General features: G+C 66.9%; 15 protein-coding genes. 7 read left to right on the top strand and 8 right to left on the bottom strand.

Annotated elements, in window-relative coordinates; all coding sequences use genetic code 11:
• The first annotated feature begins 61 nt into the window (after positions 1-61).
• Both ACFPOB_RS16020 and ACFPOB_RS16025 read left to right on the top strand, forming a co-directional pair.
• Entirely contained in the window at positions 62-2,047 is a 1,986-nt protein-coding gene (locus tag ACFPOB_RS16020; protein WP_377799411.1) for a methylmalonyl-CoA mutase family protein, read from the top strand.
• A gap of 318 nt (positions 2,048-2,365) precedes the next feature.
• Positions 2,366-3,370, top strand: coding sequence for a trypsin-like serine peptidase (locus ACFPOB_RS16025; protein WP_377799412.1), 1,005 nt, complete (start codon positions 2,366-2,368; stop codon positions 3,368-3,370).
• 182 nt (positions 3,371-3,552) lie between these two features.
• On the opposite strand, the gene ACFPOB_RS16030 is transcribed toward ACFPOB_RS16025, so the two are convergent.
• Together ACFPOB_RS16030 and ACFPOB_RS16035 are read right to left on the bottom strand one after the other, a co-directional pair.
• Positions 3,553-4,422: an urea carboxylase-associated family protein gene (locus ACFPOB_RS16030; RefSeq protein ID WP_377799413.1), complete on the bottom strand. Its 870-nt coding sequence runs from the start codon at positions 4,420-4,422 to the stop codon at positions 3,553-3,555.
• A 72-nt stretch (positions 4,423-4,494) separates the two neighbouring features.
• Positions 4,495-5,178 carry a J domain-containing protein gene (locus ACFPOB_RS16035; protein ID WP_377799414.1) on the bottom strand — a complete coding sequence of 228 codons (684 nt, stop codon included), beginning with the start codon at positions 5,176-5,178 and terminating at the stop codon, positions 4,495-4,497.
• A gap of 287 nt (positions 5,179-5,465) precedes the next feature.
• On the opposite strand from ACFPOB_RS16035, the gene ACFPOB_RS16040 reads away from it, so the two are divergent.
• Positions 5,466-5,729, top strand: a complete 264-nt coding sequence (locus tag ACFPOB_RS16040; RefSeq protein WP_377799434.1) for a BolA family protein — start codon at positions 5,466-5,468, stop codon at positions 5,727-5,729.
• A gap of 15 nt (positions 5,730-5,744) precedes the next feature.
• On the opposite strand, the gene ACFPOB_RS16045 is transcribed toward ACFPOB_RS16040, so the two are convergent.
• Complete coding sequence (locus ACFPOB_RS16045; RefSeq protein ID WP_377799415.1) at positions 5,745-6,590, bottom strand: LysR family transcriptional regulator; 846 nt, start codon at positions 6,588-6,590, stop codon at positions 5,745-5,747.
• Between the two features lie 101 nt (positions 6,591-6,691).
• Between ACFPOB_RS16045 and ACFPOB_RS16050 the strand changes: the two genes are divergently transcribed.
• Positions 6,692-7,594 carry an alpha/beta fold hydrolase gene (locus tag ACFPOB_RS16050; RefSeq protein ID WP_377799416.1) on the top strand — a complete coding sequence of 301 codons (903 nt, stop codon included), beginning with the start codon at positions 6,692-6,694 and terminating at the stop codon, positions 7,592-7,594.
• Here ACFPOB_RS16050 and ACFPOB_RS16055 read toward each other — a convergent pair.
• The 5 genes from ACFPOB_RS16055 to ACFPOB_RS16075 form a co-directional block, all read right to left on the bottom strand.
• Positions 7,557-8,762 carry an MFS transporter gene (locus ACFPOB_RS16055; protein ID WP_377799417.1) on the bottom strand — a complete coding sequence of 402 codons (1,206 nt, stop codon included), beginning with the start codon at positions 8,760-8,762 and terminating at the stop codon, positions 7,557-7,559. The genes ACFPOB_RS16050 and ACFPOB_RS16055 overlap by 38 nt on opposite strands.
• A 61-nt stretch (positions 8,763-8,823) precedes the next feature.
• On the bottom strand, positions 8,824-9,993 hold the full coding sequence (locus ACFPOB_RS16060) for an acetyl-CoA acetyltransferase (protein WP_377799418.1): 1,170 nt from the start codon (positions 9,991-9,993) through the stop codon (positions 8,824-8,826).
• A 220-nt stretch (positions 9,994-10,213) separates the two neighbouring features.
• Positions 10,214-10,585, bottom strand: a complete 372-nt coding sequence (locus tag ACFPOB_RS16065; RefSeq protein ID WP_377799419.1) for a DUF4087 domain-containing protein — start codon at positions 10,583-10,585, stop codon at positions 10,214-10,216.
• 11 nt (positions 10,586-10,596) lie between these two features.
• Positions 10,597-11,550 (bottom strand): glycoside hydrolase family 19 protein, encoded by a 954-nt coding sequence (locus ACFPOB_RS16070; protein ID WP_377799420.1) that lies wholly within the window; start codon positions 11,548-11,550, stop codon positions 10,597-10,599.
• A gap of 68 nt (positions 11,551-11,618) precedes the next feature.
• On the bottom strand, positions 11,619-12,521 hold the full coding sequence (locus ACFPOB_RS16075) for an EamA family transporter (protein WP_377799421.1): 903 nt from the start codon (positions 12,519-12,521) through the stop codon (positions 11,619-11,621).
• A 186-nt stretch (positions 12,522-12,707) separates the two neighbouring features.
• Here ACFPOB_RS16075 and ACFPOB_RS16080 point away from each other — a divergent pair, with 186 nt between their 5' ends.
• From ACFPOB_RS16080 to ACFPOB_RS16090, 3 genes are read left to right on the top strand one after another with little or no spacing between them, the layout of a single operon-like run.
• Entirely contained in the window at positions 12,708-14,267 is a 1,560-nt protein-coding gene (locus tag ACFPOB_RS16080) for a D-alanyl-D-alanine carboxypeptidase family protein (RefSeq protein ID WP_377799422.1), read from the top strand.
• Between the two features lie 29 nt (positions 14,268-14,296).
• The gene (locus ACFPOB_RS16085; protein ID WP_377799423.1) at positions 14,297-15,214 is read left to right on the top strand and encodes an EamA family transporter; all 918 of its coding nucleotides are present in this window, start codon (positions 14,297-14,299) and stop codon (positions 15,212-15,214) included.
• A 6-nt stretch (positions 15,215-15,220) separates the two neighbouring features.
• Positions 15,221-16,336, top strand: coding sequence for a CobW family GTP-binding protein (locus ACFPOB_RS16090; RefSeq protein ID WP_377799424.1), 1,116 nt, complete (start codon positions 15,221-15,223; stop codon positions 16,334-16,336).
• Positions 16,337-16,423: the final 87 nt, after the last annotated feature.

Below are 16,423 nucleotides of genomic sequence, written 5' to 3' on the forward strand. Positions count from 1 at the left end.
CGCTGCAGTGCAACAATCGAGATTGCACGAGCACATCAAGACGGCACGGCAGGGAGCGACCATGAACGCGATCGATCCGCTCGGGAAACAGATCCAGCGCGACAAGCCCTGGATTTTCCGGACCTATGCCGGTCATTCGGACGCGTCCGAGTCGAACAAGCTCTACCGGACCAATCTCGCCAAGGGCCAGACCGGCCTCTCCGTCGCCTTCGACCTGCCGACCCAGACCGGCTACGACCCCGACCATGTCCTGTCGCGCGGCGAGGTCGGCAAGGTCGGCGTTCCCATCACCCATCTCGGCGACATGCGGGCGCTGTTCGACCAGATTCCGCTGGCGCAGATGAACACTTCGATGACGATCAATGCGACGGCGGCCTGGCTGCTCTCGCTCTATATCGCCACCGCCGATGAGCAGGGTGCCGACCGCGCCGCCTTGCAGGGCACGACCCAGAACGACCTCGTCAAGGAATACCTGTCGCGCGGAACCTATGTCTTCCCGCCGCGTCCCTCGATGCGGCTGACCACCGACATCGTCGTGTTCACGGCCCGCGAACTGCCGAAATGGAACCCGACGAACGTCTGCTCCTACCATCTGCAGGAGGCCGGCGCCTCCCCGGTGCAGGAGCTCTCCTTCGCCTTGGCGACCGCGATCGCCCTGCTGGAGTCGATCAGGGCCCGGCCGGAAGTGGCTCCGGAGGAGTTCGGCAGCGTCGTCGGGCGCATCTCCTTCTTCGTCAATGCCGGCATGCGCTTCGTCACCGAGCTCTGCAAGATGCGGGCTTTCGTCGATCTCTGGGACGAGATCACGCTGAAGCGCTTCAATGTGCTGGAAGAACAGCACCGCCGCTTTCGCTATGGCGTCCAGGTCAACTCGCTCGGGCTGACCGAGCCGCAGGCCGAGAACAATGTCTACCGCATCCTGATCGAGATGCTGGCGGTGACGCTGTCGAAGAAGGCCCGCGCCCGCGCCGTGCAGCTCCCGGCCTGGAACGAGGCGCTAGGACTGCCACGCCCCTTCGACCAGCAATGGTCGCTGCGCATGCAGCAGGTGCTGGCCTATGAGACCGACCTGCTCGAATTCGGCGACATCTTCGACGGCTCGAAGGAGATCGACGCCAAGGTCGAGGCACTTAAAGTCGCCGCGCTGGCAGAGCTGGCGAAGATCGACGCCATGGGCGGCGCGCTCGCCGCCGTCGAGAGCGGCTATATGAAGAAGGCGCTGGTCGAGAACGGCGCCCGCCGGATCGAGGCGATCGAGCGCGGCGAGCAGGTCGTCGTCGGCGTCAACAAGTTCACCACCAGCGAGCCCTCGCCGCTCTCGGCCGGCGACGGCGCCGTCGTCACCGTGCCGGATTCGGTCGAGATCGAGGCGGTCGGCCGGCTGAAAGCCTGGCGCGCCGCGCGGGACGGCAAGGCGGTCGAGATCGCGCTCGCCGAGCTCGCCAGCGCGGCGAAAGAAGACCGCAACGTCATGCCGGCCTCGATCGCCTGCGCCAAGGCCGGCGTCACCACCGGCGAATGGGCCCAGACGCTGCGCGAGATCTTCGGCGAATATCGCGCGCCGACCGGCGTCGACACCACCAAGCTCGGCGACGACGCCGGGCTCGCCACCGTCAAGGCCGCCGTTGCCAAGGCAACCGAGCGCCTTGGCCGCCCACCGCGCTTCCTCGTCGGCAAGCCCGGCCTCGACGGCCATTCGAACGGCGCCGAGCAGATCGCGGTGCGCGCCCGCGACGCCGGCATGCAGGTCTCCTATGGCGGCATCCGCCAGACGCCCGAGGAGATCGTGACGCAGGCCAGGGAGACGGAGGCCGACATCATCGGGCTCTCCATCCTCTCCGGCTCGCATCTGCCGCTGGTGCGCGACGTCACCGCCCGCCTGCGCGTCGCCGGCATGGACGTGCCCGTGGTCGTCGGCGGCATCATCCCGCCCGATGACGAGAACGCGCTGAAGAACATGGGCGTGGCGCGCATCTATACCCCGAAGGACTTCGCACTCGACGGCATCATCGCCGACGTCGCCGGGCTCGCGGCGAAGAAGGGCTGAGGGCGCGAAAACCGCAGCCCTCATCCTGAGGAGGCCCGCAGGGCCGTCTCGAAGGATGACCCAGATGGCTCCGAGCTAGCTGAACCATCCTTGGAGACGCCGCTTCGCGGCTCCTCAGGATGAGGGCTGAGGGAGTTTTGACCGTGCCACATTCCCCAGCCCTCCGCAGGCGCGAAAAGAGCTCAGGCTTCCCCAAGCGCGTGCGGATGACTATCGTCCCGAAACCGCTCGATTGTCGCCACAGTGTCGGCGCCGGTCGCGCTGTATGGCGGCAGCCGGCAGGGCCGCAAGGGATTCGCTGAGGAGAGGAAGAAGCGCATGCCCGCTTGGCTGCAGACCCATTTGACCGCAAGCACCATCCGCGCTGCCTTGATCGGCGCCACCTGCCTTGTCCTCGCAGCGCCCGCCGCTGCCCAGGTCTCGGGCTTCGACCCCAGCGATTTCGGCAAGATCAGCATGCCGCGCCGGCAGAGCACCGGCGACGCCGCGACCCATATCGAGAACAACAAGGGCGCCTTCGAGCCGATCGCGGAACTCGACCAGCGCGATCCGCTCGCCAGGATGGCCAAGCCCGTCGGGCGCATCGACATTCTCCTGAAGGACAACAAGACCGGCAAGCAGTCCGGCGCCCATTGCACCGGCGAGCTGCTGCCGGGCGATTATGTCCTCACCAACCATCACTGCCTGCCGCAGAGCGGCGAGATGACGCCGATGCGCGCCATCATCGTCATGGATTTCCTGACGCAGGACGGCAAGGGCGCAAAGGTATTCGAGCTCGACCCCAAGCCGGTCGAATTCAACGCCAATCTCGATTACGCCATCGTCAAGGCGAAGGGCAATCCGACAGCGACCTATGGTTCGGTGAAGCTCGCAGCGACCCCGACCGGCGGCGCGCCCTCGCTGATGGTGATCCACCATCCGGCCGGCCGGCCGAAGGTGATGAGCCGCTTCCGCTGCATGGCGACGCGCCAGCAGGGCGATGCCGCCGAACTGCGCCATCGCTGCGACACGCTCGGCGGCTCGTCCGGCTCGCTGCTCTACAACGCCGGCAATGCCGGCATCGCCCTGCACAAGCAGGGTGGCCTCGCTCCGAACGATCCGAACAGCTACAACACCGCGACGAGCATGACCGCGCTGCTCCAGGCCAGCGCCCTGCTGCGCAAGATGGCAGGCGCGGGCGGGCAGGCCCCGGCGTCGGATGGCGGCGGTTCGGTCGCCTCGGGCGGCGGCCAGGACGACCAGCCGAGCTCGACCGAGCGCAGCAGCCTGCGCGGCTCCGACAATCTCGACACCGACGGGATGAACTCGCTGCTGAAGAACTGAGGCGGGTTCGTCATTCCGGGGCGCCGCAAAGCGGCGCGCCCGGAACCCATGAACACGACGCTATTCCAGCGCGGCATGCTCGCCCTTGTGGCGAGCATCGACGTCTTGAACGCCGAGTTTGATCAACGAAGCGTAGACGTGGCTGGTCGGGACAAGCCCGACCGTGACGGAAAGGGCAGGCGTCAGCCCTGCTCGCCGTGACTGCGCCCGTAAGGGCTTCGCTGCGGCGAGCGCCAGCCCGCGAGCGTGGCAGGGTCGGCCTCGTAGATCTCGACCTTGAGCGGGTGGCAGATGGCGACGTCGCTCGAATGGGTCTGGCCGCAATCGCCGCCGGGACAGGCCGAGATCGCCCCGAGCAGGTCGATCTCGGCGAAGAGCTCAAGGAAGTCGCCCGGCCGGACCGGGCTCGCCTTCATGAAGTATTGCTGCGTGTCCCGGGTGAAGCCGGTGCACATGAAGACGTTGAGCACGTCGTGAACGTGATGCTCGACCTCGCGCGCCGGCAGCCCCCGCGCCTGTCCCAGCGCCCGGGCGAGGTTGGAATGGCAACAATGATGGTAGTCGCCGCCATCGCCGAGCAGCCGGTGGGTATAGGGATCGCAACGCGTGCCGATCACGTCGTGCACGCCGGCGCCGTCCTGGTCGAAGCCGTACCAGCCGAGCGTGTCATGGGTGATCGTCGCCATCGGCCTGAGGTACGGCAGGTTGCTCCAGAGCCGGTCGCCCAGCCCGACATGGGTCGCGTGCAGGGCGCGCGTCTTGCCGCTGAAGAAGCGCTCGTCGAGATCGTCCGCGTTCCATAGATTGAGGTCGCCGACCTGCGGCCCCTCGATGCTGACGACCCGAAAGAAGTGGCCCTTCGGCACCCGGAAACTGCCGGCCTCGCGCGGCGGCACAATGATCTCGTCGCGCTTGGTCAAGGTCTGGCGGGCACGCGCCAGCATCGCCATGTCGGCACCCGGCAGGCTACCATTGGGATAGACGACGACCGGCGGCTTGCGTCGGCGCTCCTCCGCATCGGCGGGGGCGATCACCTGCGAATCCATCGTCATGACGTGCTCCGCCGACTGATATGTCCGCGGTTTTCTATCGGGACCGACGAGCCCGGTCCAGACTGCGACATGTCAGGCCAGCCCGTTGCTCTTCAGCGTCTGGTAGGCCTTGAGGATTTCCTGCAGCCGGCCTTCGCGTGAGCGGTCGCCGCCATTGGCGTCGGGGTGGAAGCGCTTCACCAGTTCCTTATAGCGCGCCTTGATCGCGGCGCGGTCGGCGCTCTCGTCGAGGTCGAGCGTCTCCAGCGCCTTCTTAGCGAGGACACCGACTCTGGGCTCGGCCCGTTCCTGCTCGCGGCCGGCGCGGCCACGGAACAGGTTGAAGGCATCCTGCATCTCCGGCCCGCCGGCTTCGCGCCCGCGCTGTGCCATCCGGGCTGCGCTGGCATTGACTCCGAGCTTCCAGGTCGGCCGGTGGCCGATCTCCTCCTGCTTGGCATAGGCCGCCAGCGCCTCGTCGTTCATGCCGGCGAAGTAGTTGTAGGTGGCGTTGTAGGCCTTCACATGCTCGAGGCAGAACTGGAAGAACTTGCCTTCCTTGCCCCGTCCCATCGGCGCCCGGAACTCGCCCGCCTTGGTGCAACCGGGATGATCGCAAAGACGCGCATCGGCCTCGACCACCTCTTCCGCCTCGGAAGGGCCGATCCTGATCCGGTCGAAAAGGCGCGAGCTGAAGTTCATCGTCTCATGGTTATGCGGGTTGAACGCTGCGCCGACAAGCCGACCGCCGCGCGGATCGCTCCGCGCCTGCAGCAAGCCGATCGCCTTGGCGGCAGCTTGACCCTGATTGCTTAAGGAACCCGGTTCAGCCGAAGCGGCCGGGACGCCCCCTAGATAGTATTTCCACGCTTCGAACTCAACGGCCGCACGCCGCATCGCCCCCGGTCGCGAGTGCGGGCTTCGACATGAGAGCCGGGAGAATCCGGCTCCAATGAGGCAGCGCTGCACAAGCTCGATCTTGACCGTCGAGCGCGAATGGGTGTTCTCGCCACCAAGGGGCGTCAGCGCTCCATCTCCTCACGAAAGAAGCATCCATGCCGACCATGGCCGACCGGATCGCCGGCAAGCTCACCGCGCAGCTGGCACCGGAGCATCTCAGGGTGATCGACGAATCCCACCAGCATCATGGCCATGCCGGCTGGCGCGAGGGCGGCGAGACGCATTTCCGCGTCGAGATCGTCTCGCCCGCCTTCGCCGGCAAGAGCCGGCTCGAACGCCATCGCCTGGTCAACGCAGCGCTCTCCGAGGAACTCGCCGGTAGCGTGCACGCCCTGGCGATCTCGGCGCGGGCGCCGGGCGAGGCTTGAGGCGTCAAGGACGACCTACAAACGCCAGTGCTCTCGCAACAGGTGAACCAGCGCGTCGGCGGCCGGATCCTTCGCATCGGCGTTGCGATGCAGCACGATTTCGACCAGGCCGAGATTCGGCAGACCTGATTCTGCGCCGATTCTCGGACCTTCCTGGTTGAGCAGATCGTTTGCGAGAGGTGCGATGCCCAGTCCCGCAGCGAGCGCCGCACGGATGCCTGCGAGGCTCGGGCTGGTGTAGACGACGCGGCTGTCCCGGCCGGCCTCGCGCAGCACTGCCATGGCGCGGTCGCGATAAGCGCAGGGAGCTGGGAACAGGACCAGCGGCAAAGGCTCCATGCGCGCCATTTCGGCACGGCCTGCCCAGACCAGCTCGCTGCGCCACAACACCTCTCCACCACCATCGGCGCGGCGCATCTTGGCCAGGGTGAGATCGAAATGGCCGGCCGCCACACCGGCCATCAAATCGAGACTGTTCGCGATTTCGACCTCCAGCCTTATCGCGGGGTGCAGCGCGGCGAAGCCCGCGAGGACACGGGTCAGTCCGCGCCCACTTGCGAAGTCGTCCGACATGCCGATGCGCAAGCTGCCATCCAGATTCACGCCCGAGAGCCGCCGGCGCGCACCTTCCTGCAAGGCAAGGATCTGGCGCGCGTAGCCGAGCAGTATCTCGCCCTCTTCCGTTGGTCGTGGCGAGCGGCGAGTCGAGCGTTGCAGAAGGCTGCAGCCGACCTGGACCTCCAGCCGCCTGATATGTCCGCTGATCGTCGACTGGGTGGCATTCAGACGCTCCGCGGCACGGGTGAAACCGCCGTGGTCGATCACCGCGACGAGGCTCTTGAGCAGCTCGATGTCGTACATGAGCCGGATTTATCGCAAATCTCACTCTCTGGCATCTGATTTATCCGTTTCTATTCTGTCGCGCTTGTCGACATTTTGCGTCACCCGATGGAACGCGAGCCATGCTCATGCAACGGAAAGTCGAAACGGCCGATCTCGCCATCGCCTGCGAGATCAGCGGCCCGGAAGACGGTTCTCCCATCATCCTGTTGCATGGCTGGCCCGACGATCCGCGCACCTGGGATGGCCTGCTTCCCGATCTGCACGCAGCGGGATGGCGCACGATCAGTCCGTATCTGCGTGGGTTCGGCCCGACGCGCTTTCGGCGGGACACCGGCTTGTGCACTGGCCAGTTGGCGGCGCTTGGTCAGGACGTGCTCGATCTAGCCGATGCCCTCGCCCTGCGACGCTTCGCCGTGGCAGGACATGACTGGGGGGCACGTGCTGCGTATATCGCCAGTGCCCTTGCGCCCGAGCGGATCACGGCCTGCGCCGCGATCTCGGTCGGCTGGGGCACGAACGACCCCGGCCAATCGCTCGAACTGACGCAAGCCCAGAACTACTGGTACCAGTGGCTGATGGCGCTGGAGCGCGGCGCCGAACTCGTTCAGCGCAAGCGGCGCGAATTCACGCGTTACATTTGGGATATCTGGAATCCAGGCTGGACATTCCCCGAGGCCGATTTCGCCGTCACCGCAGCCTCCTTTGACAACCCCGACTGGGCCGACGTCACCCTGCATTCCTACAGGGTGCGCTGGGGCCTGGCGGAGCGCGATCCGGCCTACGACGCCATCGAAACGCGTCTTGCCGCCGACCCGGTCATTCGCGTGCCGAGCCTCGTGATCCACGGGGCAGCCGACCCCTGCAACGCACCCGCCACGTCCGAAGGCAAGGAGCATCTGTTCGCTGCCTCCTACAGACGCAGTGTCCTGGAAGGCCTGGGCCATTTCCCGCAGCGGCAGTCATCGCCATCCACTCTTGCGGCGCTCATGCCGTTTCTGGGCGAGGCTTCGCTTCGGGTGTGAGGAGATAGATCGCGGTCGAGATCAGCAGCAGCGCGGCGAAGCCCCAATGCATGTTGGCGAAGGCAGTCGCAGCGCTTTGCCCCGCAGCCCGCTGCGCCGCGACGAACCAGCCGGAGCCCCACTGGATAAGCCCTGCCCCGGCGATGAACAGGAAATTGACGAAAGTCATGCCACGCCCGACCAGATGCGCCGGGAAGAACTCGCGCGCATGCGCCATCAGGATCGCATAGGTGAAGCCGGTCGCGCCGACCAGCGCGAACAGGGCAGCGGCCCCGAGCATCGAGCGCTCGCCGAACAGAGCGAGCAGGCAAAAGCCGATCCCGGTCACAACCGTTCCCCAGGCGACCAGTGCTTTGCTGCGCCTCGCCCGCTTCTGCAGCCCGCCATAGACGAAGGCGCCGACGATCATGGTCGTCGCCATGCCCAGCGTCGCATGGCCGGCGGCGATGCCGTCGAGTCCATGGACTTGGGTCATATAGGGCGCGATCCACAGGCCCCGCGCCGTCGCGATGATGGCGTAGCCGACGAGTGTGATCGGCGCGAGCAGCCAGAGCGGCCCGATCGCGACGATGCTCCTCAATCCCTGCAGCAGGCCCTGATGCTTGCCCGTGGCGTCGGTGACCACAGGCGGATCGCGCACCAGCGCGGCCGCGAGCACCGTCGCTAGCAGGAAGGCTGCGGCAAAGGCGAGCATGGTCGGACGCCAGCCGTAAGCCTGCGCCGCCAGCGCCAATGGCGCCGCGCCGACCAGATTGCCGAGTGAGCCGAGGCCGATGAAGATCGAGGTCAACAGGCCGAAGCGTGCCGGCGCCTGCGTCCGCGCGAACAGATAGAGCGACGACATGAAGATCGGCGAGCAGCCGATTCCGACCAGCGCCATCGCGGCTGTGGCGGTATTGGCGCTGCCGGCCTGCGCGAACAGGAAGGCGCCGACGCTGCCGACCGCCATGGTCACCGCCACCGTCCGGCGCGGCCCGAGCCGATCGAGCGCCCAGCCGACCGGGAACTGCGCCAGCGCGAAAGCCATGAACCAGGCGGCGCCGAGCATGCCGAACTCCGCTGGCCCGATGCGCAGGTCGCCCATCACCGGCGCGGCGATCACGCTCAGGAAGGAGCGATAGAAGATCGACAGCACATAGGCAGGCAGCAGCGCGAAGAAGATGATCACGCCGCCCCTCCGGCCAATTTCTGGATGACCGCCGACGTGAGTTCGCCGGCAGCCCCTCGCCTCACTTCACCCGCTCGAGCACCGAGACGTAGTTGGCGACGGCAGCGCCACCCATGTTGAAGATGCCGCCGAGGCGGGCATCCTTCACCTGCATGCCCTCCGGCGCCTCGCCGACGAGCTGCATAGCGGAAAGCACATGCATGGAGACGCCGGTCGCGCCGATCGGATGGCCCTTGGCCTTGAGGCCGCCGGAGACGTTGACCGGCAGCTTGCCGTCCTTCTGGGTCCAGCCTTCCTTGATGGCGCGGGCGCCATCGCCTTCCTTGGTCAGGCCCATCGCCTCGTATTCGATCAGCTCGGCGATGGTGAAGCAGTCATGCGTCTCGACGAAGGAGAGATCGTCGAGCGCGACGCCAGCAGCGGCCAGCGCCTGCTGCCAGGCGCGCGCGCCGCCCTCGAACTTCAGGATGTCGCGGCGCGACAGCGGCAGGAAGTCCTGGACATGGGCGATGCCGCGGAAACCGACGGCGCGGCGCATGCTCTTGGCGGTCTCCTCGTCGGCGAGCACCAGCGCGGCGGCGCCGTCCGAGACCAGCGAGCAGTCGGTCCGCTTCAGCGGGCCGGCGACGTAAGGGTTCTTCTCGCTCTCCTCGCGGCAGAAGGCGTAGCCGAAATCCCTGCGCATCTGGGCATAGGGGTTGTCGACGCCGTTCTTGTGGTTCTTCGCCGCGATCATGGCGAGCGCATCCGACTGGTCGCCATGGCGCTGGAAATAGGACGAGGCGATCTTGCCGAAGACACCGGCAAAGCCACCCTGCACATCGCTCTCCTGCGCGAGATAGGAAGCCTTCAGCAGGTTCTTGCCGATCTCCGGGCCGGGCGTCGTGGTCATCTGCTCGACGCCAACGACCAGCACGACCTTGGCCGCTCCGGCCTTGATGGCACGCACGCCCTGATGGACGGCTGCCGAGCCGGTGGCGCAGGCGTTCTCGACGCGGGTCGCCGGCTTGAAGCGCAGCGCCGGGTCGGCCTGCAGCACGAGCGAGGCAGTGAAGTCCTGGGCCGAGAAACCGGCGTTGAAATGGCCGAGCACGATTTCGTCGACCTGGTCGGCGGTGATGCCGGCATCGATCAGCGCGTCGGTGGCGACGCGCACGATCAGGCTCTCGACGGTCTCGGTATCCTGCTTACCGAAAGGCGTGTGGGCCCAGCCGACGATTGCAGCGCTCATAGCCATCTCCTGGTTAATGTGCAGATACACTACATCTGCCTCCACGCACCCGTGGCCACAAGCCGTCAAGCGCGCATTCCTCCTGTGCGAGGAAAGGCCAACGAAACCGGGCGAAGTCAAGCGGATCAAGAGCCCGCGGCGAGCGAGCGCCGACCGGCCCTGCGGTCAGGACATGACGAGATGTCGCGCGACCCCCTCGCGCGACTTCCGACCCGCAAGGCTAGCGCAGCGTCTTTTCGACCTCCGACAGTGCCTTGTCCTTCCGGCACGCAGCCAGCGGGCGCGCCTTGGCCGAGACGATCTCGATGACGTTCTTCTCCTCGACGTCCACCTTCACCGTCATGCAGGCGCAGCCATAGCCATAGCTGCCATTGCCGCTCTTGCGCCATTCGCCCGCCTTGTAGGGCGGCGGCCAGTCGCCCTTCGCCTGATGCCCGCCCTGCACGGCGATCGTCCACTCGCCGTCCCTGTCGTAGAGCGAGGCATTGCCCGGGCTCGGATTGTCGAGCCAGCCGCAGCGCTGCGCGCTGCCTGGCTGCTGCGCCATGGCGACGCCGGCCGCAAAGATGAGGGTGGCCGCAGCAGCGGCCACTGACCGGCCGATCATTGAAAGAACCTCGACTGGCTGGTGAACCGGGCTCCCGGCAGCGGCATGCCGGCGAGGCTGGAATCGATCGGTGGCGCGAAGGTGATGGGCCGGTTCGGTCCGGCCGCCAGCAGCACCGCCTCGAACACTTCGGCGATCGCAGCGATGTCCTTGGCGTGGTCGGATCCGTTCACCATGGCGCGCGCGCCGACATAGTTGCGGGACTTGCCGCTGAAATAGGTCGAGAACTTCCGGCCATTGGCGAACCCATCACCGGTGAGCATGCCATGCGACATCACCGCATAGGCGATGGCGGGGGTCTTAACCAGTTCCGGGTCGAGCAGCAGATTGAGCCCCTGCCCGATCGCGGCGCCGGTCGTGGCATAATTCGACCACCAGGTCAGCTGGACATAGCCGCGCCCGAAATAGGCGAGCTCGGTGCCCGTATCGTCATTGTAGGCCTTGACCGCGGCGCCGCCATCGACAGTGCCCATCTTGGCACCCTTGGTCAGCTTCGAGATCGCACCGCTTGCGGTGATCTTGAACTGGTCGCCATCCTGCTCGGTGACGCGGACGCTGCCGTCGGCGAGCGTCGCGACCTTGACCGGCTCGTGATATTTGCGGCCCTTGCCATGGCCGACCTCGTCGACCGGCGCCATCGTCATCAGCCAGGCGCGACGCTTGAGCATCACCGCATTGCCGGCCTTGTCGATCAGCGGCTTGCCCTTCTTGTTCTTGGCCTGGACGAACTGTGTGACCGGGCTCGTCGTCTCCCAGGCGACGGTCGCCAGCATATAGGCCGCCCAGCGGACATCGGTGATGCTGGTGTCCCTGTTGATCAGGCGGAGCAGCACCAGCAGGTCGGGAATCGCGTTGGCGTTGTAGCGCGGCTTCTTGCCGAAACGGTCCCGGAATTCCCGCTCGAAGATGCGTTCGTCGTAGGTTCCGACGTAGTGATAGGTAGCCGCCATCATCCATCTCCATAGGCCCGTCGGTTCGGGCGTAAGGAGCGACTGCGACAAATAAGTGGCTCGGTTTTTTAAATCGCCAGCAGCAGTAGAGCACCAACGCCGGCGACGATCATCGCCATGCCGGCAAGCTCGCGCCAGCTCGTACCTTCCGAGAAGATCCGGCGCGAGGCGATCTGCGCCAATGGCACCTCCACCAGACCGAGTGTGCGCACATTGGCCGCAGTGGTCAGCGAGAAGCCGAGGAACCAGCACTGCGAGGCGGCGGCGCCAAGGAAGCCGGCGGCGAGCGAACGGCGCCAGTTGCGCAGACTGAGGATCAGCGCCGGACGGTTGGCGACGAGCATGTAGAGCGTCAGGAGCAGGGTCTGCAGCGCCAGGCCGAGAGCGAGGATCGTCGTCGCCCGCATCAGGAAGTGGCCGTCCAGCAGGGCCTGGATCGCGCCGCGGAAGCCGATGGCCGACAGCGCGAAGGCCGCGCCGGCGCCGATTCCCAGCGCCGCCGGACGCAGGCCCGCGGCGCTCAGCTTGTCGCCCGGCTTCCACGACATCAGCACCACGCCGGCGGTGGCGACGACGATCGCCGCGAATTTCGGCCAGCCGAGCGCATCGCCGAGCAGCACCGTGCCGAACAGCGCGACCTGCACCGGCTCGGTCTTGGTGTAGGCGGTCGTCACCGCGAAGGAGCGCTCGCGCATCGCCGCCAGCATCAACGCCGTGGCAAGGATCTGGGTCAACGCGCCGAACACGGCGAAGCCGAAGGAGCGCAGATCCGGGAGCGGCGGCAGGCTGCCGCTCCCGAGGCAGACTAGGACGAGGAAGATGAGCGCGAAAGGCAGTCCGAACAGGAAGCGCACCTGCGTCGCGCCGACGACGCCAATCACCTCGGTCAACGAACGCTGGGTCAGGTTGCGTGCGGTCTGCAGCAGCGAGGCGGCAAGCGTCACCGGTATCCACAAGAGGGTGAAACTCACGCGCCGAAACTCCGAGAGAAAACCTGTCCCATTGCTTTGGACTGCCATGCAGCGCTAGGCAAATCACCCGACAAAGGGTAGGTATGCGTCATCTGCGAGGCAGGATTGTCGTCCACCGTCTCGAAAATGCCGCAAGCGTCGCGTTGAAGCCCCAGGCCCCGCCAAGACAGGTTCAGACCTCAGCCGATGATCTCGTTTCGCCTCGCCGCCGGCGCCACGCTCGCCACGTTCCTCGCTGCCGCCGTCCCGGCTGAGGCCGGCACGAGCATCGTCGTTGACGCCGCGAGCGGCGCCGTGCTGTCGAGCGAGAACCCGACGCAAGCCTGGCATCCAGCTTCCACCACCAAGATGATGACGCTCTACCTCGCGCTCAAGGCCGTGCGCGACGGCAGGCTCGGTCTTGAGACCGCGATCCCCGCCTCGAAGCTCGCCGCCAGCCAGCCGCGGGTGAAGGTCTATATCCGGGCCGGCCAGGAGGTTACGCTCGACAACGCCATGCGCATCATGATGGTGAAGTCGGCAAACGACATCGCCTATGTCATCGCCGAGGGCGTCGGTGGCAATGTCGAGACCTTCGTCTCGATGATGAACGCCGAAGCCCGGCGCCTCGGCATGAACGACACCCATTTCGTCAATCCGAACGGCTGGCATCATCCCGACCAGCAGAGCAGCGCCCGCGACCTCGCCGTGCTCGCTATGGCGCTGATGAACGAGTTCGGCCAGTACTCCGACTACTGGAACACCGGCGCGGTCCAGCTCGGCAAGCAGGTGCTGAACAACACCAATGGCCTTGTCGGCCGCTATTACGGCATCAACGGCATGAAGACCGGCTTCGTCTGCGCCTCCGGCTTCAACGTCGTCACCACCGCGACGCGCAATGGCCGCACGCTGATCGCCGTCGTCATGGGCGCCAGCTCAGGGGCGGAACGCACCGTCAAGGCGGCGCAACTGCTCGATGATGGCTTCGGCAAATGGGGCGGCTTCGGCGGCGGCAACATCGCCAGCATGCCGGCCGGCAATGGCGGCCGCGCCTACAGCATCTGCGACAGCGTCCGCCGCGGTGGCCACGCCCTCGGCGACGATGTCGATACGTCAGGGCCGATCAGCTTCGTCTCGGTGAACAACGGCGTCGGCGGCAATGCCGAGGGCACCTCCGATCGCTTCGCCGTGGCCGCGCCCCAGGCCGGCGCGTCCGGCTCGGTGCTGACGCGTGCGCCCTCCGGCCGCATCACACTCGGCCCGCGCGCCAAGTTCGATCCGTACCCGGTCTCCTTCGGCCGCACGCCCGGCTCGGCTTCGGCGCCGCTTGCCGCCAACGCCGTGGCCAAGCCTGATACACAGGTCGCGCGCGAGACGATCCAGCCCGGCGCGCCGGTCGCCGCCGGCCTCACCGCCGGCAATCGCACCTTCTCGCGCAACGGCGCGATCCCGCCCTCCTCCTCGGCCTTCGCGCCGGTCTCGCCGACCCCTGAGGAGCGGCCCGCTGCCGCCGCGCTCGATTCCAGCCCGATGCGCCTGCAGGGCGCGATCCAGCCCGGCGCCGCGACGCCAGCCAGCCTGCGCCCGGGCGCGGCCGCCGGCATCAAGGCCGCGAACAAGCCGGCCGCCAAGCCGCTGCTGACCAAGCCGAGGCAGGAGAAGGCCGCTCCGGCCAAGACCAAGCCGAGCCAGGCCCAGGCCAAGCCGCTGGCGAAGCCGCCGGCCCGGCCGGGCGCGAAGCCGACTACCGCCAAGCCTGACGCCTGATCTCGAGACCTAAGACTGAGGACTGCGACGTGCAGGAGCGCAGTGCATCCTCGGTCCAGCAAGGCCTTGCCCTGGCACTCGCCTCCGCAGCGGCCTTCGGCACCAACATCGTCAGTGCCCAGCTCGCCAGCCAGGCGGGGCTGAGCGGCCCCCTCATCGTCTTCTACCGCGTCTTCCTGATGCTGGCGCTCGTCGTCGGCGCCGCTCTTCTTTGGCGCGCCAGCCTCGCCGTGCCGCGCCATCGCTGGCCGGCCCTCGCCCTGTTCGGCCTCAGCACGGCACTCACCGCCTGCGCCTATCTTTCCTCGGTTGCCTTCCTGCCGATCACGGTGGCAGCCGTTGTCTTTTACACCTTTCCGATCCTTATCGTGCTGGCCGAGCCGCTTGTCGCCACGGCCCGCTTCAGCCTCGACCGGGTGGTGATCGCCCTCGTCGCCTTTCTCGGTGTCGCCATGGTGGTCGGGCCCGACTGGCATGGGCTCGACCCGCGCGGCCTTGCACTCGCCCTCGCTGCGAGCGTTTTTGCCGCGGTGCAGTTCTTTTCGGCAGCACGCTGCGGCGACACCGGGACCGTGCCGAAATTGTTCTGGTCGCATCTCGTCATCCTGCCAGTGACACTGGCGATCCTCGCCCTCACCAAGCTGTTCCAGTCCCCGTCGGCCCTGATGCTCGCGCCTGTCGCGGTCGCGATCACGATCGGCGGCTACCTGATGGGCTTCCTGCTTCAGGTGATGGCGCTCGCCCGCGTCGCCCCCGGCCCGGCAGCGCTCGCCTTCTGCGCCGAGCCGGTCTTCGCTGTCGCGATCGCCGCTGTCTTCCTCGGCGAGCGCGTCGGCTCGCTGCAATATGCCGGCGGCGCCCTTGTTGTCGCCGCGATCATCGCCAATGTAATATTGGAACAAAAGCGAGCCCGTCGATTGCCGGCGGTGGCCGCGCCCGGAACCTGAGCCCCGATGCCCGAGCAGCCTGTCCGTCCCGAGCCGATCCCGCTGACACTGCTGACCGGCTTCCTCGGCTCCGGGAAGACCACCCTGCTAAACCGCCTGCTCAAGGATCCTGCGCTGTCAGACACGGTGGTGCTGATCAATGAGTTCGGCGAGATCGGCCTCGACCACCTCTTCGTCGAAGGCATCGAGGACGGCATGATCCTGCTCGCCTCAGGCTGCCTGTGCTGCACCATCCGCGACGACCTGATCGTCACGCTGGAGGACCTGCTACGCCGCCTCGACAATGGGCGCGTCGCGCCGTTCCGGCGGCTGGTGATCGAGACAACCGGCCTCGCCGACCCCGCGCCCGTCCTCAACGTCCTGATCAACCACCCCTATCTCGCCATGCGCTTCAGGCTCGACGGCGTCGTCACGCTGGTCGACGCGGTCAACGGCATGGCGACGCTCGATGCTCATCCCGAAGCGCTTCGGCAAGTGGTCGCCGCCGACCGGCTGGTCCTGACCAAGACCGATATCGCGACAGATGCGCAGGCCGTCGAAGCACTGCGCAAGCGGCTCAGGAAGCTCAATCCCGGCAGCCCGATCCTGTCGCCCGAGGCCCCGGCCGAGGCGATCGTCGGCGCCGGCCTCTACGACATCGCCGCGCGCCCGGACGAACTGCGGCGCTGGCTCGCGGCCGAGACGCCGCAGGGTCACGATCACGACCACCATCACGATGCCCCCTACGGCCATCACCATCATGGCCATGGCCACCATCACCACGACGTCAATCGCCACGACGCCAGCATCCGCGCCTTCACCCTGACCGCCGAGGCGCCGATCCGCGAGGCGACCTTCGACCTATTCTGGACGCTATTGCGCTCGACCCACGGCGCCAGGCTGCTGCGGCTGAAGGGTCTGGTAGCCCTCACCGAACACCCGGAAGGGCCGCTGCTCGTCCATGCCGTCCAACAGATCCTGCATCCGCCGGTGCTGCTTCCGGCCTGGCCCGATGCTGACCGGTGTTCCCGACTCGTCCTGATCGTCAAGGACCTGGAGGAGGAGACCGTCGCTCGTCTCTGGTCGGCCTTCCTCGGCCGTCCTGCGCCGGCCCAATCCGAACCTCATCATTATCACGCCTGACCGGCCCCTATCGGCCCGCTTCTTGGTTCGTCAGAGGCAGACCCCTGCTCCACCCCGTGCGCGCGTGCCGATCCGGCACGAAAGTGC

It is taken from the genome of Allobosea eneae (assembly GCF_042657265.1).
Lineage (GTDB): Bacteria > Pseudomonadota > Alphaproteobacteria > Rhizobiales > Beijerinckiaceae > Allobosea > Allobosea eneae.

Bases quoted from the DNA above. Each gene is read 5' to 3' on its own strand.
- ACFPOB_RS16090 (WP_377799424.1), top strand. From the start codon at position 15,221: ATGCCCGAGCAGCCTGTCCGTCCCGAGCCGATCCCGCTGACACTGCTG.
- ACFPOB_RS16080 (WP_377799422.1), top strand. From the start codon at position 12,708: ATGATCTCGTTTCGCCTCGCCGCCGGCGCCACGCTCGCCACGTTCCTC.
- ACFPOB_RS16030 (WP_377799413.1), bottom strand. From the start codon at position 4,422: ATGACGATGGATTCGCAGGTGATCGCCCCCGCCGATGCGGAGGAGCGC.
- ACFPOB_RS16040 (WP_377799434.1), top strand. From the start codon at position 5,466: ATGGCCGACCGGATCGCCGGCAAGCTCACCGCGCAGCTGGCACCGGAG.
- ACFPOB_RS16050 (WP_377799416.1), top strand. From the start codon at position 6,692: ATGCTCATGCAACGGAAAGTCGAAACGGCCGATCTCGCCATCGCCTGC.
- ACFPOB_RS16070 (WP_377799420.1), bottom strand. From the start codon at position 11,550: ATGGCGGCTACCTATCACTACGTCGGAACCTACGACGAACGCATCTTC.
- ACFPOB_RS16025 (WP_377799412.1), top strand. From the start codon at position 2,366: ATGCCCGCTTGGCTGCAGACCCATTTGACCGCAAGCACCATCCGCGCT.
- ACFPOB_RS16020 (WP_377799411.1), top strand. From the start codon at position 62: ATGAACGCGATCGATCCGCTCGGGAAACAGATCCAGCGCGACAAGCCC.
- ACFPOB_RS16060 (WP_377799418.1), bottom strand. From the start codon at position 9,993: ATGAGCGCTGCAATCGTCGGCTGGGCCCACACGCCTTTCGGTAAGCAG.
- ACFPOB_RS16045 (WP_377799415.1), bottom strand. From the start codon at position 6,590: ATGTACGACATCGAGCTGCTCAAGAGCCTCGTCGCGGTGATCGACCAC.